The sequence below is a fragment of the Salinimonas lutimaris genome (assembly GCF_005222225.1).
GTDB lineage: Bacteria > Pseudomonadota > Gammaproteobacteria > Enterobacterales > Alteromonadaceae > Alteromonas > Alteromonas lutimaris.
In genome coordinates this window covers 2,821,728-2,842,675 of the sequence record NZ_CP036536.1, presented here as the reverse complement: position 1 = coordinate 2,842,675, position 20,948 = coordinate 2,821,728, and the positions used below count along the sequence as shown (strand labels likewise).

The window sequence follows — 20,948 nt, the reverse complement described above, 5'->3', positions numbered from 1 at the left end:
TAATTATTTTTTACGTTATTGGTTACACTCGAGGGTTCGAATCCCTCTCTCTCCGCCAAATTCAGACAAAGCCCCGCACTCGCGGGGCTTTGTTGTTTCTGAAATCTGCAAAAATCGTCAAATCAGATACTTGTACAAAGAAGTGGTACAAAGTGCCTCTTCACAGAAGCCTTTTTAGCAGCAGTTGATGGCATTGCAACGCCTGACTTGCCTATAAACAACACCATGAACAACCTCTACGTTAACATGGGCGCTTTTTGACCTGCCCGATTTTTAGTGGGCGCAATCAATGGTGTCTGGCAACGCTGCGATATCTTCTGTATGGAGCCGATGTGCTGTATTTGCCTCCACTTGCAGTGACAGTCCTTACTGGGCTACAAAAATATAGCGAGCCTTACGCCCGGTAATTTGCTTGCTGGTTCTTGCCTGGCAACAATATTCATATCATTTAGGGAATTTTGTATAAATGCCAGTTCATCGGCGCGGGCTTTGTTGTGCTGTAACAGGTAGCCACAGTTTACGGGCTGGCCCTGTTAAAATACCTATGTCGACTGAGCTACACCCTCTGTCAGAAAATATCAGTCAGTAGCCTGCATCAGTACGATGGTGAATGCGGCTTGTTGTTGAGGCCGTCGCCAACGCGTGGAACGAGCAGTCTGTTTGACCAAGGAGGATATAGTAATGTCGGAGGAAACTTACAAATCCAGAGCGGCTAAGTAATCTTGCATCCACCGTGCGTAATTTATCAGTTTGGATTCAGAAAGCCGAAATGCAGGGCCACTAATACCCAGTACAGCTTCCATCTGGCCTTTTCTGAAAAAAGGGATCGCAACACAGCTAAGATCTTTCTCAACTTTTTCGATATCAAGCGCAAACCCTCTTGTACGGGTCAATTCAATTTCTTTTTCAATGTCACCGCCAATAGCCAGCCGGTGCTCTGATTTTATCCATTCGAAAATCTCAGGATTCCAGGCCATCAATACCAGACCGGCTGCTGAGCCAGGCATCGGCGTTCTGAGTCCTTCCGGGGAGGCATATTTTATTGGTTTATCACTTTCCAGGCCGGCAAGAAAAAATACTTCGCCGCCGCTGGGTACAGCAATAAAACTGGTTTCGCCTGTGTTGCTAGTAATGTCCGCAAGCAGTGGCATCAACGAAGCGCGGAGCTGATAGTCATTACCGGCAACTCTTGACAGGTTCGATACCCTGCGGCTTAGAAAATAGCCTGTACTTCCCTGGTTTCTGCGAACATAACCCAGTTCACAAAGGGTCTTGAGTAAATTGTGTGCTGTTGTTTGTTTAATACCGGAAAGCCTGGCAATTTCCTGTAATTTGGCTTCCCCTCCGTTTCTGGCAATAATCTCCAGAATTGTAAAGGTCCGCGATACCGACTGAATCATAAGCGTTCTAAAACGTCCGGAAATTCAACAATGTTGAATAAAGTGTCATTATTTCTGAATAAATCCACTTTATTGATTTATAGGTGAACTTGTCAACGATTTGCACCGTTTCAGGCTCAGAACCTGGCGGCAGCTAGCGGCTTGCGCTTTGCTGACTCGTCCGGTTGCCTCAAGATTACCATTACATTTCTGGTAATGGCTGATTATCCTGTGGAGAATATGAAATGAAGACGATGATCGCGACTGCAACAGCAGTAGATGGAAAAGCAGAAATCCTGGCTTCACTAATAGACAAGCTGGCACAGCAGGTACGCAAAGAGCCCGGGAATGTGGATTTTTTAGTTTTTCGGGATAAGGATGAACCTGCAACATTTAAAATGCTGGAAAGGTATATCAGTGAAGATGCTTTTAACGAGCACCTTAAATCTCAGCACGTTATCAGTTTTAATAACGCCCTGGAGAATATCGTAGAGGGCGGGGCATCATCGGTTGTGCAACTGGATGCCATATCCGATCCACACTATGCGTTGGAACACGTAAGAGGGATCGATCATATTGGGCTTTGTGTTCCGGATATGCATGCCGCTACCACTTTTTTCAGTCAGGCGTTTGGCGCGAGCATAGTTTATGATGTTCAGTCACCTCACGAGCCTGCAATGGCCGGTAAGGACGTTGAGCAACAACTGGGTATACCTGCTGGCGCGAAAGTTGTTCATATGCGACTGCTGCGTATTGGTGATAGTGCCACGATTGAAATGTTCAAATTTGCGGATGTCGAACAACGTGAGGCTATTGCATTGAATGATTATGGGCTCAATCATTTGGCGCTTTATGTGGATGACATCAAAACAGCAGCTGACAACTTTAAAGCCGCAGGCGGAGAATTGTTATCGGCGATACATCCCCTTTCAGGTGTGGAAGACAGCGATTGTAACGCCGGGGTTTATGGCAGAGCGCCCTGGGGCACTTATATCGAACTGATCACTACGCCAGACGGTATCGATTATTCACCAGAGTCACAAGTGACAAGGTGGAAGCCGTCACCCTCAAATTCTGCCCCCTTCGTTGAGCAAAATAGCAGTCATAGGCAGGAAGCCTCAGAATTACTGACGCAAAAAGGCGTGATCAAAATGACCATGTTTTTGAAGCGCAGAAAAGGCATGTCACACCAGGACTTTGTGGCCCACCATATTGAAAAACATGGCCCGCTTTTTCGCCAAATTCCCGGAATTCAGGAACACGTGTTGCGATACATACAGACTCATCCTGTAGCGGTAGAGGGCATTGATTCTGATAATAAAGAATTCGACGGGACCGCTGAGCTGTGGTTCAAGTCACAGACCGCTTTGAAACAGGTCATGGATTCTAGTTTTTACAAAGAGGTGGTTTTTGAGGATGAAAAAACATTCTTGGATCACGACAACACAGTTATCCAGCTGGGCAGTCAGGTCAATATTATAAGCTGATACGTTGTTATACATTGCTTGCGCTGAGACACAATGGTCTCAACGACGCCTCTGCAATACAAGCGTCAATCCGACATCGGCTACTGGCATTTCGTTACGCGCATGAGTGCTTCGTTATCTGCTTTTTCTTCGATGAGGGTCATAGTGTCGGGCGTGTGAAGATTGATTATTTCTGCCATGTTTTTAATTTCAGGAGAGTCCAATGAGTATGGAATTCTTAGTACCAATAACTGGTTCATTTGCCAGACCCGCAGCAGAAAACCCCACGGTAGCCATGGTGAATGCCGCCTACCGGGATTTAGGCCTGGACTGGACCTATATCAATTGTGAAGTTGCCCCGGATAGTTTACCGCAGGCTGTGGAAGGTGCCCGGGCGATGGGATGGGCCGGCTTTAATTGCTCCATTCCGCATAAGGTTGAGGTGATTAAATACCTGGATCGTCTGGGCGAGTCCGCCTCGTTAATCGGTGCGGTTAATACGGTAGTGATAAAAGATGGTGTTTTAACTGGTGAAAACACCGACGGTAAAGGGTTTGTTGAAGGTGTCAGACAGGTTACTTCTGTTGAAGGTAAGCGTGTTCTTATTTTTGGTGCTGGTGGCGCAGCAAAGGCGGTATCTGTTGAACTGGCACTGGCTGGTGTATCGAACATTCAGGTAGTCAATCGCAGTGAAAAACGGGGTCAGGAACTGGTCGATTTAATAAACGCTGAAACAGAAGCGTCTGCTGAATTCGTCGTTTGGGATAGAAGGGTTGATGTGCCTGAAAATACGGATATTGTCATCAATGCGACTTCTGTGGGGTTATACCCAGATGTCGATGAGCAGCTGAATATGAATCCGGATACGTTACTATCTCATATGGTCGTAGCAGATGGGATCCACAACCCACCGAGGACGCATTTATTAAAAGCGGCTACCAGTCGAAACTGTCGTACCGTAGACGGCCTGACGATGCTGGTAAACCAGGGGATACTGGGAATTAAGTGCTGGACCGGTAAAGATGCCAGTGAAGCGGTGATGCGTGAAACGCTGAACAAAGTTTTACATCATTGTGATTAACTCACTCATTGTGACTGCTGTGCGGCCGCGCTCATATTCAATGGTTCACCGAACCTGCCAACTTTTTTACCCTACATTATAAGGACTAAGCACACAGCGAAGCGTTTTCGCGACAAGGCTTGTCTGTATTAGTGGGCGCATTCAGTGCGTCCCCTGTGCTTGCGTATTCAGTTGGCGGGCCTGATTTAAGCGCCGGATCGTATCGGGCAAGAAAAGCATAACCTGCCATCCGACCGGCTTTGTAGTCCTGACGTAATTCTTCGCTGGTGCTGCCCAGTAATTTGCTTTGCAGTTTTTCTCTGGCAAAGATCTGCACGATGTCCACATCATCTGGCGGATTTTGCATAAACGCCAGTTCATCGGCGTAGGCTTTGTCGTGCTGTAACAGGTAGTTCAGGGTTTTAGGGCAGCGACCGGCAATACACATAAAACCAGTGAGCTTATTTAACCAGGCCGGCTGTACCTGAAAATTGCGATCGACGGTACGTATGACCACAATTTTTCTGGCGCCACGGCGGTACGCTTCGGTAACCGGCAGTGGCGCGGCCAGGCCCCCGTCCAGATAAAAATCTATGGTCGCAGCGGCGTCACTGGGCTGCTGACGGGTTTCCAGTGGCACGCCCCGCTTGTACAAATAGGGCAGGGCACTGGATGCTTTAATCAAATCGACCCAGCGGTTTTTACTTTTCAGCGGATTAAAAAAATACGGTTTTCTGTTGTTGGCATTGGTCGCAGTAAACAGCAGTTCTCTGCCACGGGCATTTTGCTGCGCGGTGTCAAAATCAATCAGGCGGTTTGCTTCCTGGGTTTTATTGAAATACCAGTCCAGATCCACAATATGTTTGCCCACCAGTCCCCGGCCTATCCGAAAAAAACTCTTATGCCGGGTTAACCCGCGGATCAGTTTTTGTGCATAGCCTTTCTGGCGTGACATAAAACTGGTGAGGTTCTGTGACCCGGCCGAAGTGCCGATTAAAATGTCAAACGGGTCATATCCTGCTTCCAGCCAGCTGTCGAGTACACCGGCGGTAAAAATTCCGCGCTGGCCACCTCCTTCTGCAATCAGAGCTGTTTTTACAGGTGGTGAACTCTGCGAAACAGAATCAGGTGAAGTGGTCATGGGGAAAATGCTCCGTTGATGGCAGGGATTGATTTCAGTGCGGTAATTTTAACCGGCTGTAAGGGCAGCTGATATTTGAAAGAATGAATCAATACAATAGAAAAAGAAGGATTAGGTATATGAAAACGCCTGTTTGAGACAGGCGTTTTCATCAAAATTTTTTACGCTTTTATCTTTGCAAATAGTTCATACCTGAGCATTAACTTCAGTGCAAAGCGCACAAAGAACGTTTTTATAGCTTAATGGGATTACTGCTTAAAGCGAAACCGGTACAGCACATAGGGCGGTTTGGCACTGCCAAGTCCCTGGCTGAATGCCGGGTGTTGATGCAGCTGGTCTTGTGTGACGTAAACGTATCCGTTGCTTGTTGCCAGACTGTCAGGCCAGGACAGTCGTTTGTCCTGCACAAGCAGTTGATATTGAGCTTTTGTTGTTAGCCCAATCGCATTATTTTCTAAGTCTGTGGCTAAAATACCGCCGCCTGGCGCCAGGGCAATACCGTCACTGGGATTTTTCGGGCCAAACTCCTGAATCGATTCTTCAAGCTTGCTGTCAGGTAACTCAGTATTGCTGATGACCGATGTGGGGATTTGATAAACCGTGGTGCCGGTAAACGCGCCGAAGTAGAGCATACCGGCATCAGGATCCAGCGCTATCGGATTTAATCCGAACTTGAGCGGGTTAGGCTTGCCTTCTTTTGTTTTTGAGGCAAGTAACGAGGCTTCAATGACAAGCTCCCGGTCTTCAGGCATGAACTGTGGTGCATTTTCCAGTACGCGTTTAGACTCACCTGTTGCGATATCCACCACAATAATGGCCGGTTTGGTTGCGCCAGCAAAGTTACCAAATGTCATATCTGCGATATAGATTTTGTTGTGCTTTTCATCAATGACAAAGTCCTGGATAAATGAGTTTTCGTGTAATGAATCTTTACCAAGCTCAATGATTTTCACCAGGGTGTCAGACACACTGTTCCATGCAACTAGCTGAGCCGGAGCAGATTCACTGCCCATATCCAGCATCCACACAACGCCCTGGCTGTCGCTATGTATACCAATCACTGCACTTAAGCCCACCTCTCCGGTTTGGGGGCCATCAGCCCAGTCTGTATTCGGAAAGGGTTGTTTTGTACCATCAGCCATCACCTCCACAACGCGTAGTATTGGGGTGTCGAGCGGGTGCATACTGATGAGCAACCGGCCTGAAGGAGTGAATGTGATACCTGCGCCTCTGGCATCTTCAAAGGTAGTGACCGGCTCTAGCGGACCAACTTCAGCGGCAGCGTTCGCAGTGCTGCTTAATGTGCTGAGCCCTAAAGTGGTAGCGATAACAAGGTGCTTAAATTTTTTCATTAATCTTCTCCAATATTCGATACGGGGTAAATGTCGGTACCATTCATGTGTGATTGGCAGGAGAAGTGTAAAGTGGCTATTAACAAACTGTAACAGGCAGTGAATTGAATCTTTGTCAAAAAACTTTTGGTAATAAGTGATAAAGGTGTATGTTTTATCCAGACATTAGCAAACCTGAATGAAGCCGAAGATGACTCTGGATGACTTGAATATTATTTTAAAAGTGGCTGAGTTTAAAAGTATTACAGCCGCTGCTGACAGCCTTAATATGAGTTCAGCGACTGCCAGTGCTGCAGTAAAACGGGTGGAAAAAGAACTGGGTATAGAGTTGTTTATTCGTACCACAAGACGATTGAGGTTGTCCCCGGCCGGTGAGCGCTATATTCCCCGCTGCCAGGAAGGGCTCAATACACTCAACATAGCGAAACAGGAGATGCTCAGTGAAATTGCTATTGTCAGTGGCGAACTCAGACTGTCGGCGCCTTCTGATTTAGGGCGAAATATAATACTACCGTGGTTAAACGAATTTACCGACATTTACCCTAAGATTACGCTGAAGATGCACATTGCCGATAAAAATATTGATTTTTACCGGGATCCTGTTGACGTAGCCGTCCGTTATGGCCCGTTATCGGATGAAAACCTTTATGGTTTTAAAATTTGTAACGTCCCCCGCGTTACCTGCGCGTCTTCCGGATATCTGGCAAAACACGGTATGCCTGTCATACCAGATGACATTGCACAGCATAATGCGCTGCTTTATCAATTGTATGAAAAAGTGGATGACGAGTGGTGTTTCACCCGCGATGGCCAAACCTTTAAAGTAAAAACAACGAGCAACAAAATCACCAACGATGCTGATTTAGTCCGGCGGTGGTGTGTGGCAGGACAGGGGATTGCCAAGAAGTCGTGCCTGGATATGTCCCAGGACCTGTTGAACCATACGGTGGTAAGGATTTTACCCGACTACGAGCCCACGCCCACCGAGTTGTGGCTGGTTTGTCCCAGTCGCCAGACTATCACTCCAGCCATTCGGTTACTCAGAGATTTTCTGATACACAAATGTCAGAACTTGAAAAACGAACTTAAAAGTAAAGGTATCTTGTAAAAACGTGCTTTGAGCGAATTCTGTTTTTCAGCATAACCCTGAGCACAAGACTGGAACAGTAGCTAAAAAGTTAATGTTGTTCTGTGGATGCTCCTCCTCCCTCTCATGCTGGTTTCAGAAAGTATCATCTACATTGATGAATGTTTGTCATGCTTTGATGAAATTAAGTCACTTTTATTCATGGTTTGAGGTGCGTATAACATGTCTTACGCGCTTACTGACGGCAATCACGGATAGTGCACCGCAGGTGAACCATCACGTTAAGGCACACTGTTAAAAAGACTGACTGCCGATGTCATGTTATTACCAATGCCAACAGAGCCAGAACTATTTTCAGAGATCAGCATACAGGATTGAAAGCCGGATTATGAACAAGACAGATTTCACATTCAGCATAAATAGCATCAGCTTTGATGAAAATTATCAGCCATCAGATAACACCCGTATCACCACCAACTTTGCCAACCTTGCCCGGGGAGAAAAACGTCAGGACAACTTGCGTAATGCGCTGAAGATGATTGATAACCGGTTTAACGCGCTGGCGAGCTGGGATAATGCCAATGGCGATCGTTATTCTACTGAGCTTAATATTATTTCGGTGGATATTGATGTGGAAGGAAACGGGCAGACCTTTCCTACCATTGAAATACTGAAAAATCATATCGTTGATCACAAAACCGGCCAGCGGATTGAAGGCATTGTGGGCAATAATTTTTCTTCTTATGTACGTGATTATGATTTCAGTGTGATTCTGTCGAATCATAACAAAGGCCGGGAGCAGTTCAGTATTCCGGATAATTTTGGTGAGCTGCATGGCAAGTTGTTCAAAAGCTTTGTGAACTCACAGGTATATAAGGATAACTTCAAAAAAGCGCCGGTTATCTGCCTGAGTGTTTCTGACAGCAAGACCTATTTTCGCAGTGAAAACCAGCACCCAATTCTGGGGTATGAATACCAGCCGAACGAGTCATCTCTGACAGAGCAATACTTTGCCAAAATGGGCTTGAAGGTGCGCTACTTTATGCCGGCTAACAGCGCGGCGCCGCTGGCCTTTTATCATTCTGGTGACCTGCTCAATGACTACACCAACCTGGAGCTTATCAGTACGATCAGCACCATGGAGACATTCCAGAAAATCTATCGTCCGGAAATTTATAATGCTAATGCTGCGGCAGGTAAGCACTATAAGCCAAACCTGAAAAATCAGGATCATTCACTGACTCAGATTGTGTATGACCGGGAAGAGCGTAGTCAGCTAGCGGTATCGCAGGGAAAGTTTGTCGAAGAGCATTTCATCAAACCCTATAACACCCTTTTAGAGCAGTGGTCTGCTAACAGCCCGCTATAACTCACTAACGAAATTGGATTTTATGAAAACACTATTACCCACATCAACCGCTGGCAGTCTGCCAAAACCTGCCTGGCTGGCACAGCCAGAAACATTGTGGTCGCCCTGGAAACTTCAGGGCGAAGAACTGGTACAGGGAAAACAGGATGCACTGAATTTATCTTTGCACGATCAGACCACCGCGGGCATTGATATTGTAAGTGACGGTGAGCAAACCCGTCAGCACTTTGTCACCACATTCATTGAAAACTTAAGTGGCGTGGATTTTGAACAGCGTAAAACCGTAAAAATCCGCAATCGCTATGAAGCCAGCGTGCCGGTGGTCAATGATGCGGTAACCCGCACCCGTCCGGTATTTGTGGATGATGCCCGTTTTTTGCGCTCACAAACCAACAAGCAAATTAAGTGGGCGCTACCAGGGCCTATGACCATGGTCGATACACTGTATGATGCGCATTACCAAAGTCGGGAAAAACTGGCCTGGGAATTTGCCAAAATTCTGAACCAGGAAGCCCGTGAACTGGAAGCTGCCGGTGTGGATATTATTCAGTTTGATGAGCCTGCCTTTAATGTGTTTTTTGACGAGGTTAATGACTGGGGGATTGCTGCGCTGGAAAAAGCGGTGGAAGGTTTGAAGTGCGAAACCGCTGTGCATATTTGTTACGGCTATGGCATTAAAGCCAACACCGACTGGAAAAAAACACTGGGCTCACAATGGCGTCAGTATGAGGAAATCTTTCCTAAAATTCAGCAGTCCAGTATTGATATCGTGTCGTTAGAGTGTCAGAACTCGCGGGTGCCAATGGAGCTGATTGAGCTGATTCGTGGCAAGAAAGTCATGGTAGGGGCGATCGATGTGGCAACTAATGATATTGAAACCCCCGAGGAGGTCGCTGAGACGCTGCGCAAAGCCCTGCAGTTTGTGGATGCTGAAAATCTTTATCCGTCAACTAATTGCGGTATGACACCGCTATCCCGGCAGGTAGCCAGTGCCAAGTTACGTGCATTAAGCGCCGGGGCAGATATCGTTCGTCAGGAACTCATTCGCCGTCAGGTGGCCTGTTAAAAACAACAAAGCCTCTGTAAAGAGGCTTTGTCTGATACTGCGATGTAGTGCAAAACGCATTAAATCGTGCAGCTGTCACCACAATCATTAGCGCCGTCACGCAGGGCTTCAGCCTGTTCGTTGGCGGCCTGATCTTTGGCTTTCTGAGATTCTTCAACCGACTTTTCTACTGCGTCAAAATCGATGTTATCAAAGTCAAAATCATCATCTAAGCTCATGGTTTTTCCTCTTCGTTCAACGGCCGCGCAGAATAGCAAATCCCGTCTTTAGCGTCTTTGCTGTTTATCGAATAAATTCTTCTATTCAAAAACACAATCGTTTAAACCGCGGTTTTCATCGATGCTGTAATCAGTTTCAGTGTTTCCAGCAGCTCATTACATCTAAGTAAGTTGGTGCCATCAGGGTGAGGCAGAGCAAACTGTTCAGTGTCGTTATCATAATATTTGCCTGACGCCTGTTCAAATTCGTCGCTAAACGCTGCCCTGAGTAAAATATCTGCACCAATACTGATATCAGCACCATCAATACCGTAAGCCTGTTTTACCATTTTGCTTCCCAGCAGGGATTTTGGATTGATCGAAATGTAGCGGGGAGATTGAGGGGTAAATGTCATTGCCTGCGCGTAGGTCCACATAATCAGTGCCAGCTTACTTTTGGCATACACAATGCCGTCACCCTGTGCGCTCTGAGCGGTCAGCTCCTGTACCTTCAGCGGGTGCTGGGCGGCCGAGGCCACATTAATAACCCTTGAGCGGGCATAAAACAGGCCGCGAAGCTCCTGAACCAACATAAACGGGGCAATGGTATTTACCATATACCGAGGGTCCAGCTGCTGTGGATTTGGTTCATCAGGCTTAGCGTGCACACCGGCATTATTAATTAGCACATCAATGCGCTGATGCTGGTGGCGAATTTTCTTTGCCATGGCCAGGATCTCATCGGGCTGAGTCAGATTGGCGCGATACAGCCAGACAGGCAAGTCGTGATAGTGCGCTGTGAGTTGGCTTTTCAACTGATTAAGCTTTGTTTCACTTCTGCCATGTAACAACAGAGTATGACCGCCCGCTGCCATTTTCTTTGCCGTAGCCAGGCCAATGCCGTCGGTCGCTCCGGTTAGTAAAACGGTTTTGTTCATGGTGCTGTCTCCTCTGTCAAACTGGTTATTAAGCAAATGGTAGCAACCATAAAAGTTCAGAAAAACCGGATTTCTGGCCAATCAGTTTCTCTGTTTTTTTGATAATCCTCATAGCAGTCGCCGCACCAGCCACATCCAAAGCTTGGACGAAGCCTGGACAGTCACTTTTTGAGCAAAGCCTGGACAGTCACTTTTAAATATGAATTGTCGACAATGTGGCTGGGTAAAATAAATGTTAATTAATGTTGAGTTTTATGTGTCGGTTATTTATTCTGCCAGTTCAGTCATCACCATCTGACGCTGTGATGGCACTAGTAAGCAAACCAGTAATAGCAGTATGGAATGCTATATTCAATGATATATCCGGCAAGGAGGCAAGCCATGCCCGACACCACTGTTATTAGTCAGCCCGCATTACCTTTATCTGAAAGCTATTACTATGGCGGTCAGGGCGCCCCTTTGAGTGATGCCACGATTGGCCAGCATTTAAAGGGTATTGTCGACAAATTTCCTGAGTCGGATGCTATTGTAGTGCGTCATCAGAATATTCGCTGGAGCTACGCGCAGCTGTGGGAACAGGTTGAAAGGGTGGCTACCGGATTACTCGCATTAGGCGTTCAGCCGGGTGACCGGGTAGGGATATGGTCGCCCAATACCATTGAATGGTCTTTGATTCAGTATGCCACAGCCAGAATGGGCGCTATTATGGTGTGCCTGAATCCGGCCTACCGTCCACATGAGCTGGAGTTTGCGATCAATAACGTCGGAGTCAGATATCTGGTCATGGCCGAATCATTTAAAAGCTCTGACTATGTGCAAATGATTAACGAGCTGGTGCCTGAGCTTACGACCTCTGATTTTACCGGTAGTGCACGACTGCCTTCACTACAGCAGGTTATTGTAACCTCCGATACCCCTTATACCGGCATGTTGCCATTTTCAGCGTTAACAGAGATGGGCACATCAACCCAGCTGAATCAGCTACTTGAGATAGAAAATACGCTCAAAGCCAGCGAGCCGGTCAATATTCAGTTTACATCCGGCACCACAGGTAATCCTAAAGGTGCCACGCTCAGTCATTACAATATTCTGAACAACGGGCTGCTGGTGGCCCGCGCCATGAAATTCACCGACGCAGACCGTTTATGTATTCCGGTGCCGCTGTACCACTGCTTTGGCATGGTACTGGGTAATCTGGTTTGTATGGCCGTAGGTGCCTGTGCGGTATTCCCGTCTGTTGCCTTTGAGCCGGCTGCAACTTTGCAGGCTGTGCAGGAAGAAAAATGCACCGGGCTGCATGGTGTTCCTACCATGTTTATCGCCGAGCAGGAACTGCCGGAGTTTTCACAATATGACCTTAGTACCCTGCGTACCGGAGTAATGGCTGGCAGTACCTGCCCGGAAGAACTGATGCGCAAGGTGCACGCTGTGTTTCATATGAACGAGGTGGTCATCGGATACGGACAAACCGAGTGCAGCCCGATCAACCATATTACCGACATTGACTCACCGCTTGAGAAACAGGTGAAAACTGTTGGCCGGGCCATGGCGCATACTGAAGTGAAGATTATTAATAGCGCAGGCAATATTGCCCGGCTGGAGGAGCCCGGTGAAATTTGTGCCCGTGGATATTGTGTGATGCAGGGCTACTGGGGCGATGAAACAAAAACCAAAGCGACTATTGATGATCAGGGCTGGCTACATTCAGGCGATCTGGGAGAGATGGACGCGCAGGGATATGTCACCATTGTCGGGCGTATTAAAGATCTGATTATCCGCGGGGGCGAAAATATCTACCCACGGGAAATTGAAGAGATTTTATACTTACATGATGATGTATCGGATGCCGCCGTTTTTGGTATTCCTGACAACAAATATGGTGAGCAGGTGTGTCTGTGGCTGAAAGTCAAAGAAGGCCGTACGATGAGCGAACAGCAAATCAGGGAGTATCTGAAAGCGCATCTGGCCTATTTTAAAGTTCCTGTGTACATCAGTATTGTTGAAGACTATCCAATGACGGTCACTGGCAAACTGCAAAAATTCAAGATGCGTGAGCATATGATTGCCGAATTACAGCAACGCGCTGCGGTATAAGCCACCCGTCCTGTTGCTAATCTGACATAACCCGGGCCAGCCCGGGTTTTGTCTTTCTTTAATAAAAGGTTTCTACGTACAGCTTTTCTACCTTATCTCTGGCCCATTGTGTTTTACGCAAAAATTTCAGTGATGACTTTACCGACGGGTCGCTGTGAAAGCAGTTAACCCGAATGCGGTTATACAGGCCATCCCAGCCGTAATGCGCTTGAAGATCGCTGACTACTTTTTCCAGCGTAATGCCATGTAAAGGGTTATTGGGTTGTTGTGCGCTCATCTTTACTCCGCGAATTGTCCGGCGCGATAATGAGCATAGTTTATCAAATTTTTAACCCGAAACACGGCACATTTCGTGGCGAAAATAGCAGCTTCTGCTATATCTTCTGACTCAGGAATAAAAATTAACACAAAAAGGTGATTTACACATGCCATACGAATATCGTTTTATGCTTAACGCTAGTCTTGAAACCGTATGGTATAGCTGGACGCAGCCTGCTGTTATGCGGCGTTGGGTAAGCTGCCCGGACTTCTGGCAGTGTATATCGGCTCAAAACGAACTGATTGAGGGCGGAGCATTTCAATTCGAGCTACACGGCAGAAACGAAAAATGGAGTCGTAGTATAGAAGGGCACTACAGCCGGATTAAAGCATTTCGTGAAATTCACTTCTGTATTCAAAAGCAGCTGCTCGGGTCCATTTTCATTAACCGTAAAACAACCGGCACCGAAGTGATTTTTTCGCTATCAGGGCATCAGTTGCCATTTACTGACCAACCACTTGATGTGGAAGGGTTACTGGCACGGTTTATTGTAGAGTGTGAAGTATCGTGCCTGATAGTTCCGGACGCAACGCTACTGGGTCGCGTCCGGAATCGGATTCATCAGCAATAAAAAAGCCCGGAGGGCAGGTCCCGCCGGGCTTCGTTAACAGCATAAAACAGTTTAGTCAGTCAGACCGCGTCGTTTCATCAGAGCATCTGTGGTGGGCTTCTGGCCTCGGAAGTCCACATAATTTTCCATCAGATCTTCACTGTTACCTTTCGACAGAATCTCTTTACGGAAGGTATCACCGTTTTCGCGGGACAGACCACCCTGATCTTCCATATACGCAAAGGCATCGGCCGCCAGCACTTCGGTCCACAGGTAGGCGTAGTATCCGGCAGAATACCCACCGGCAAAGGTATGGCTGAAGTAGTTTGATTTATAGCGCGGGGCTACCGGGGCATAATCAATGCCGTGTTTGGCCAGCGCCTGTTGTTCAAATGCGGCTACATCAGTAATGTTGGCATCAGAACCAATCATGTGCCATTCCATGTCCAGCAGCGCAGCAGCCAGGTACTCGGTCGTATCGTAACCCTGGTTAAATTTCACCGCTTTCATGGCTTTTTCCAGTAGCGGCTGAGGAATCGCTTCGCCGGTTTTGTAATGCTTGGCGTAGTTTGCCAGCACTGAAGGCTCAATGGCCCAGTCTTCATGGAACTGCGACGGAAACTCAACAAAATCGCGGGCAGTGGCGGTACCGGCCAGGCTGGTATATTTTACCTGTGAGAACAATCCGTGCGCGGCGTGACCAAACTCGTGGAACAGGGTAGTGACTTCGTCAAATGACAGCAGAGTTGGCTCGCCTTCGGCAGGCTTAACAATGTTCAGTTCATTGATAACCACCGGCTTGGTATTGTTGGCAAAGCTTTGGGTAACAAACTCGCTCATCCAGGCCCCCCCATTTTTGCCTTCGCGGGCATATGGGTCAAAGAAGAACAGGCCTACACTACTGCCATCTTCATTGAATACTTCAAATACCCGGGAGTCTTCTACATAAAGCGGCAGATCAGTACGCTCTTTAAATGTGATGCCGTACAGTTTTTCCATGGCAAAAAACAGTCCGTTTTCCAGCACGCTGTCCAGCTCAAAGTAAGGTTTGATTTCGCTATCGTCAAAGTCGTACTTGGCTTTACGCACTTTTTCAGCGTAGTACGCCCAATCCCATGGCTGCACGTCACCCTTTACGCCGTCTTCATGCATCACTTTTTCAATGTCAGCCGCTTCAGCTTTGGCTTTCTCCACCGCTTTGGGGGCCAGTGAGTCCAGAATATCGAACACGTTTGATGGATTTTGCGCCATCTGGTCATCAATTTTGTATGACGCCCAGTTATCAAAGCCCAGTAGTCTGGCTTTTTGTGCTCGCAGTTTCGTCAGTTCCAGAATAATCGGGCCGTTGGAATCCATGGCACGGTTGGCCGACGTTTCATAAACGCGCTGACGCAATTCGCGGTTTTCAAGGCTGGACAGCACCGGCTGGCGGGTGGTGTTGACCAGTGTGATTAAATAACCGGACTTACCGGCATCTTCAGCGGCCGCTTTCAGGCTGGCTTTGTCTGAGTCAGACAGACCGGCCAGCTGGCTTTCATCGGTGACTAGAATGGTATCGTTTTTAAATGAGGCCAGAATGTTTTGCGAAAACTGAGTTTGCAGTGTAGTAATACGCTCATTCAGCTTACGCATGGTGCTTTTATCAGCATCATTCAGGTTGGCACCAGAACGGATAAACTGGTCGTAATAATATTCCGTCAGGCGCTGATCGATAGCGCTCAGGCTGTCACGGTTTTCATAAACCGTTTTAACTCGCTGAAACAGCGCGTTATTCAAGAAGATATCATCGTTATGCGCCGCCAGCTTTGGCGCAATGTCAGCTTCAATGCGCTGAATCTCGGCATCAGATTTAATGCCTGACAGATTGAAAAAAACGGTCGCTGCCCGATTCAGCAGTTCGCCACTGTTTTCCATGGCCAGCACGGTATTGTCAAACGTGGCCTGCTGCGGGTTCGCCGCAATCGCTTTAATTTCTTTTTCGTGCTGTTTCATGCCCAGTTTAAAAGCCGGCTCATAATCAGACGTTTTCAGCTTATCGAACTCAGGCGTCTGGTAAGGCAGCGGGCTGGGGCGTAAAAGGATATTCTGAACTTGTTGTTCGACTTGCATAGCATCCTCTTGTTGAGCGTCCTGGGTGGTCGTACAGCCACTTAGCGTAATGGCCGTAGCAACGGCAGTAGCCAGAAGGGTGTGTCGCATAGTTGTCTCCATCGGTGTGTACTGGCTTAAACGAGCCAGTTTTCTTGTGTTGTCAGCCCTAATGTAGCAATCTGGTTAATAACCTACAATTTATCTGGCCTTGGATATCCGAGAATTGGTCGCGCTAACCAAACTCGGCAGTGTGCTGAACATCAGTTTCGCCGCAATATCGTTCAGCTTAAGCGACGAATGCCGGCATTTTGCTGCCAGATAGCACCACCCAGGTCATTTTATTATACTGACGTGCTGTGTAGAATGAGAGTCATGAGTCAATCAGCCACCCACGATGAGTAGCGATAACCGAACCCGTAGCGATATCAAGCGTGACGCTATTATTAGTGCCGCCAAGGCTGCCTTTCACAAATACGGCGTGGCCGGCACCAGCATGGATAAACTGGCTGAAATGGCCTGTGTGTCTAAGCGCACGGTTTACAATCACTTTGCTTCCAAGGAAGTCATTGTGATGCATCTGATTCGCTCACTGTGGCATAAAAGTCTGGTGAGTATTCCGGTTCCTTACGACTGCGCCAGTTCGCTGGAAGAGCAGCTGAGCAGGCTGCTACGGGCGGAAATTGAGCTTATTACCGGTGAAGAGTATCTGGAGCTGGCCCGGGTTGCCTTTGGACACCTGTTTTATGAGCCGGAGCGCCTAAGAGGTGAAATCGAACAGCTGACAGCCCAGGAGACGGTATTACATCGCTGGCTGCATGCGGCAAACGATGATGGCTGTTTGCTGGTGTGCGATATTGAATATGCGGTCAAAGAGTTGTCGAGCCTGATCAAAGGGCACTGCTTCTGGCCGCAACTGATGAAAATCGAAGCGCCGCTTACCGATGAACGCAAAGACTGCATTGCCAAACGCACAGCACGGCTGTTTCTCAGCCACTATGCCAGGCAGCACAGTGGCGAAAGCTATCTGCCTGACGGCGATGCGCCAGAGGGCGCACGGTAGTTCAGGCCTGGCTGGCCAGCGCCTGTAGGGCGTCACCGTCGAGCCGGTATTTTACCCACTCGCTTTGGGCCCGGGCGCCTAATGATTCATAAAAACGGATAGCCGGTTCGTTCCAGTCCAGTACACTCCATTCAAAGCGTCCGCAATCATTATCCACGGCAACACCGGCTAAGTGGGTAAGCAGTGCTTTGCCTGCGCCTTGTCCGCGAGCCTGCTGACTGACGTACAAATCTTCTAAATACAGCCCGTTGCGACCCTGCCAGGTTGAGTAATTGAAAAAGTACACGGCAAATCCTATGGGCTGCCCGTTACTTTCACATAACACACAGTGCGCTGTGCTGGTATCGCCAAACAGGGTAGCGGCAATATGCTCGCTGGTGGCCTCTACTTCATGCTCGGCTTTTTCATAAATAGCGAGTTCTTTGACAAACTGTAATATGGTTGGGGCATCCGCCGGCCGGGCGGCACGAATGGTTAAATCACTCATGAAAGGGCTCCTTGTTGTTGTTCATGCTGAGACAGGCAACATACTGGGCCCGGGCAGAATAATCAAAAGCTTTTGGTCAGATAACCATCGCGCCGACAACGGCCGGCTCGATGGTTATCTGCCTAAGCAGGTTAACGGGTAGGGTGGGGCGCCTGCGGTTGTGATTTGCGCCGGATGCGGTTGCTGATATAGCGGAACAGCCGGCCAAACAGCCTGGCGGTATCTTCTAAAATCATATACAGACACGGCACCAGAATCAGCGTTACCAGCGTGGCATACATCACCGCAAAACCCAGTGCGGCGGCCATCGGTACAACAAACGCTGCCTGCAGGCTGGTTTCAAACAATAGCGGGAGAACGCCGGCAAACGTAGTAATAGAGGTCAGGGTAATGGCCCGGAACCGGGCGGTGCCGGCTTCCACCACCGCCTCGGCGATGGTATACCCCTGACGGCGGCGCTGATTAACATAATCGGTCATCACCAGCGAATCGTTAATAACCACCCCGGCGGCTGCAATAAGCCCGAAAAATGACATCATGGACAAATCCAGATCCAGCAGAAAGTGGCCCCAGATTGCACCGGTCATTGAAAACGGAATAACCGACATAATAATCAGTGGCTGGCCGTAGCTTTTAAGGGGCACGGCAAGCAGCACATAGACCATGATCATGGCGGCTACAAAAAATACCTGCTGCTCGTTGGCCTGCGCCTGTTGCTCTTCGATGTCACCGCCCAACTCGGTCATTACCGACGGATAGGTTTTCTGAAGCTGAGGAATAAGCTCAGAATATACCTTGTTAATGGCTTCGTTTGGCTCTACGGCTTCTTCATCAATTGAGCCCCAGATATAAACACTTCTGAACCCGCTTTCCCGGCGAATATAACTGATGCCCGGCTGCTCTTCTAAGTTAACCACATCACCCAGCAACACCTCCTGGCCGGCCGGCGTGCGGATAACCGAATACTTCAGATCAGCAAAGCGTTCACGAGTCAGTCTGGGATAGCGCACCATCACCTTGACTTCCTCGCCGTCACGAATGACCCGCTGGGCTTCGCCGCCGTAAAATGCTGCTCCCACCTGACTGGCCACATTGGTCAGTGTCAGGCCCAGATCATAAGCCACCGGCTTTAAGGTGAGCTGAACTTCTTTGCCGGCCGGATCAATGGTTGAGCTGATATCAAATAAACCGGGCTCTTGTTGCAGCATCTCAATCAGTGCTCTGCCTGCGGTATTAAGCTGGTCAATATCGGCGCCAAACAGCAAGAAGCCAAATTCACCGTCGCCCTGCTGACCATTTACATCATCGTAAATTTCCAGTGTTTTCAAACCGGCCACTTCCGGCAGGTTTTCCCGCCAGCGTCGCGCCAGTTCAAACGTATTGAATGGACGGATTTCCTCATCTACCAGCGGCACGACCACCCGCCCATTGGTACGCTCTTCGTTAAACGCCAGAATATCGCGCACCATGTGCTGGCCGGTTTCATTGTAAATATCCTCATCCACCCGTCGAATGGTCTGCTCAATGACTTGCAGCGCATTAATAATGGCATCGTCAGAGGCGGTTTGGTTCACCTCCAGATAAAACGACGGGAAGTCATGAGGCACTTTGGGGTTGGGAACCGTGCGAACATAGTTAGCACCAATTAACCCCATACTGATCGCCAGTATGGCTACAAAGGCGGCCAGGGTGGTATAGCGCCAGCGCACCGCCCGTTGCAGGGTTCGTTTGTATGGCCCGTTAATAAAACCATTAAACCGGTAGTTGAACCGCGCCCGCCAGCTGTCTGGCCGGACCGGGCTGAATTTGGTATGCGCGATGTGGGCTGGCAGAATCAGTTTGGACTCTATTAAACTAAATGCCAGACATAAAATGACGACCACCGCGATGTTATAAAAAAAGGCGCCTTCGGGCCCGCTACTCAGGGTTGTCGGGGCAAATACAGCGATAGTGGTTAACACGCCAAATGTGGCCGGCGTTGCCACCCGCTTGGCACCACGAATCACATTATCGATACCCCCGCCTTTACTTTCTATTTCGGTATAGGCACTTTCCCCGATAACAATGGCATCATCTACCACAATACCCAGTACCATAATAAAGGCAAACAGCGACAGGATATTAATGGTGACGCCAAATAATGGCATAAACAATAAGGCGCCTAAAAAGCAGATAGGCAGGCCCAGCATGACCCAGAATGCCAGCCGGAAGCGCAGGAACAGGGTTAGCAGCAAAGCGACCAGTAACGCACCCTGGGCAAGGTTGGTCAGCATCATATTCAGGCGGGCGTTCAGGTAATAAGTCAGATCCACCAGTATTTCCAGGGAAATCCCCGCCGGCAGTGTTTTGTTACGCTCCTCAATATAGGCATTAACCGTTTCGGCCACCGGTACAATATCCTGCGAGCGGGTAGCATTGACAGCAATATAGATGGCATTTTTGCCAGAATATTTAAAATACCATTCGCCTTCGGTAAACCCGTCGTTAATGGTCGCTACATCGCTAAGCAATACCCGCGCACCATTCTCACCTACCTTAACCGGAATCTGACGAAACTCACTGCCAGAATAATACTGATTTTCCACCCGTACCGAGATAAGCCCGGCATTGGTACGTAGCTGACCGGCAGAAATATTGGCTGAATAGGCCTGAATGGCATTGGCTATATCATTAATCGTCAGGCCATACTGGCGCAGACGATCCGGCATAATTTCAATAGCAATTTCATCGCTGGGCGCACCCACCGACACGAGCGAAACATTGCCCAGTTGCAGTAATTCATCTTCAATTTCTTTGGCCAGGGGTTTGAGTTGTTCCAGCGGTACATCCCCGACCAGCGGCATCTCAATCACTGTTTGCCGGAACTCTTCCTGCATGATATTGACCGGTTCCATGCCAGCCGGAAATGTGGCAATACCGTCTACCCGTAGCTTAATTTTATCGAGTACCTCAGCCAGGTCGGCTTTTTTATCTATCTCTAGTGTTACTTCACCAAAGTTACGGTTGGCCCGGGAGATGATCCGATCTACTTCGGTCACATCCTTAATCGCCTCTTCAACTTTAATCAGAATGGACTCTTCGATTTCCTGCGGTGATGCGCCCGGGTAATTGGCGGAAACTTTAATGTAGTTAAGTTCGATGTTGGGAAACATCTGGCGCTGGGCAGAGCTGAAACTGTACAGGCCCATTATCAGAATAAAGCCCATTAACAGGTTTGCAGCCACAGAATTGCGAGCAAACCAGGCGATCAGGCCCTTGTGCGTATCGTATTCATTGTTCATGGCAATGCCCT

General features: G+C 48.3%; 17 protein-coding genes. 8 read left to right on the top strand and 9 right to left on the bottom strand.

The window, feature by feature from the left end; translation table 11 throughout:
• Window positions 1-695: 695 nt before the first annotated feature.
• Window positions 696-1,400 carry an IclR family transcriptional regulator gene (locus tag EZV72_RS12505; RefSeq protein WP_137167553.1) on the bottom strand — a complete coding sequence of 235 codons (705 nt, stop codon included), beginning with the start codon at window positions 1,398-1,400 and terminating at the stop codon, window positions 696-698.
• Between the two features lie 224 nt (window positions 1,401-1,624).
• Here EZV72_RS12505 and EZV72_RS12500 point away from each other — a divergent pair, with 224 nt between their 5' ends.
• Both EZV72_RS12500 and aroE read left to right on the top strand, forming a co-directional pair.
• Window positions 1,625-2,866 carry an EthD family reductase gene (locus EZV72_RS12500; protein ID WP_137167552.1) on the top strand — a complete coding sequence of 414 codons (1,242 nt, stop codon included), beginning with the start codon at window positions 1,625-1,627 and terminating at the stop codon, window positions 2,864-2,866.
• A gap of 202 nt (window positions 2,867-3,068) precedes the next feature.
• Complete coding sequence (gene aroE / locus EZV72_RS12495) at window positions 3,069-3,926, top strand: shikimate dehydrogenase (protein ID WP_137167551.1); 858 nt, start codon at window positions 3,069-3,071, stop codon at window positions 3,924-3,926.
• An 85-nt stretch (window positions 3,927-4,011) separates the two neighbouring features.
• Here the strand turns inward: aroE and EZV72_RS12490 are convergent, their stop codons facing one another.
• Both EZV72_RS12490 and EZV72_RS12485 read right to left on the bottom strand, forming a co-directional pair.
• Window positions 4,012-5,046 carry a patatin-like phospholipase family protein gene (locus EZV72_RS12490; RefSeq protein ID WP_137167550.1) on the bottom strand — a complete coding sequence of 345 codons (1,035 nt, stop codon included), beginning with the start codon at window positions 5,044-5,046 and terminating at the stop codon, window positions 4,012-4,014.
• Between the two features lie 248 nt (window positions 5,047-5,294).
• Window positions 5,295-6,398: an L-dopachrome tautomerase-related protein gene (locus EZV72_RS12485; RefSeq protein ID WP_137167549.1), complete on the bottom strand. Its 1,104-nt coding sequence runs from the start codon at window positions 6,396-6,398 to the stop codon at window positions 5,295-5,297.
• A gap of 190 nt (window positions 6,399-6,588) precedes the next feature.
• Between EZV72_RS12485 and EZV72_RS12480 the strand changes: the two genes are divergently transcribed.
• From EZV72_RS12480 to EZV72_RS12470, 3 genes are all read left to right on the top strand, one after another.
• A complete protein-coding gene (locus EZV72_RS12480) occupies window positions 6,589-7,506 on the top strand; it encodes a LysR family transcriptional regulator (RefSeq protein ID WP_137168744.1) in 918 nt (305 codons plus the stop codon).
• A 367-nt stretch (window positions 7,507-7,873) separates the two neighbouring features.
• Window positions 7,874-8,854: a DUF1852 domain-containing protein gene (locus EZV72_RS12475; protein WP_137167548.1), complete on the top strand. Its 981-nt coding sequence runs from the start codon at window positions 7,874-7,876 to the stop codon at window positions 8,852-8,854.
• Between the two features lie 22 nt (window positions 8,855-8,876).
• Window positions 8,877-9,920: a methionine synthase gene (locus tag EZV72_RS12470; protein ID WP_137167547.1), complete on the top strand. Its 1,044-nt coding sequence runs from the start codon at window positions 8,877-8,879 to the stop codon at window positions 9,918-9,920.
• A gap of 59 nt (window positions 9,921-9,979) precedes the next feature.
• On the opposite strand, the gene EZV72_RS18460 is transcribed toward EZV72_RS12470, so the two are convergent.
• Both EZV72_RS18460 and EZV72_RS12465 read right to left on the bottom strand, forming a co-directional pair.
• Complete coding sequence (locus tag EZV72_RS18460) at window positions 9,980-10,138, bottom strand: hypothetical protein (protein WP_175405118.1); 159 nt, start codon at window positions 10,136-10,138, stop codon at window positions 9,980-9,982.
• Window positions 10,139-10,239: 101 nt separating this feature from the next.
• The gene (locus EZV72_RS12465) at window positions 10,240-11,055 is read right to left on the bottom strand and encodes an SDR family NAD(P)-dependent oxidoreductase (RefSeq protein ID WP_137167546.1); all 816 of its coding nucleotides are present in this window, start codon (window positions 11,053-11,055) and stop codon (window positions 10,240-10,242) included.
• 381 nt (window positions 11,056-11,436) lie between these two features.
• Here EZV72_RS12465 and EZV72_RS12460 point away from each other — a divergent pair, with 381 nt between their 5' ends.
• The gene (locus EZV72_RS12460; RefSeq protein ID WP_137167545.1) at window positions 11,437-13,149 is read left to right on the top strand and encodes an AMP-binding protein; all 1,713 of its coding nucleotides are present in this window, start codon (window positions 11,437-11,439) and stop codon (window positions 13,147-13,149) included.
• 58 nt (window positions 13,150-13,207) lie between these two features.
• On the opposite strand, the gene EZV72_RS12455 is transcribed toward EZV72_RS12460, so the two are convergent.
• Window positions 13,208-13,426: a VF530 family protein gene (locus EZV72_RS12455; RefSeq protein WP_137167544.1), complete on the bottom strand. Its 219-nt coding sequence runs from the start codon at window positions 13,424-13,426 to the stop codon at window positions 13,208-13,210.
• A 148-nt stretch (window positions 13,427-13,574) separates the two neighbouring features.
• Between EZV72_RS12455 and EZV72_RS12450 the strand changes: the two genes are divergently transcribed.
• On the top strand, window positions 13,575-14,039 hold the full coding sequence (locus EZV72_RS12450; RefSeq protein ID WP_137167543.1) for an SRPBCC domain-containing protein: 465 nt from the start codon (window positions 13,575-13,577) through the stop codon (window positions 14,037-14,039).
• Window positions 14,040-14,090: 51 nt separating this feature from the next.
• Here EZV72_RS12450 and EZV72_RS12445 read toward each other — a convergent pair whose 3' ends face one another.
• The gene (locus EZV72_RS12445) at window positions 14,091-16,217 is read right to left on the bottom strand and encodes a M3 family metallopeptidase (RefSeq protein ID WP_137167542.1); all 2,127 of its coding nucleotides are present in this window, start codon (window positions 16,215-16,217) and stop codon (window positions 14,091-14,093) included.
• Between the two features lie 286 nt (window positions 16,218-16,503).
• Here EZV72_RS12445 and EZV72_RS12440 point away from each other — a divergent pair, with 286 nt between their 5' ends.
• Window positions 16,504-17,169 carry a TetR/AcrR family transcriptional regulator gene (locus tag EZV72_RS12440; protein WP_137167541.1) on the top strand — a complete coding sequence of 222 codons (666 nt, stop codon included), beginning with the start codon at window positions 16,504-16,506 and terminating at the stop codon, window positions 17,167-17,169.
• A 1-nt stretch (window position 17,170) separates the two neighbouring features.
• On the opposite strand, the gene EZV72_RS12435 is transcribed toward EZV72_RS12440, so the two are convergent.
• The gene (locus EZV72_RS12435) at window positions 17,171-17,656 is read right to left on the bottom strand and encodes a GNAT family N-acetyltransferase (RefSeq protein ID WP_137167540.1); all 486 of its coding nucleotides are present in this window, start codon (window positions 17,654-17,656) and stop codon (window positions 17,171-17,173) included.
• A gap of 131 nt (window positions 17,657-17,787) precedes the next feature.
• A complete protein-coding gene (locus tag EZV72_RS12430) occupies window positions 17,788-20,937 on the bottom strand; it encodes an efflux RND transporter permease subunit (protein WP_137167539.1) in 3,150 nt (1,049 codons plus the stop codon).
• Window positions 20,938-20,948 lie beyond the last annotated feature (11 nt).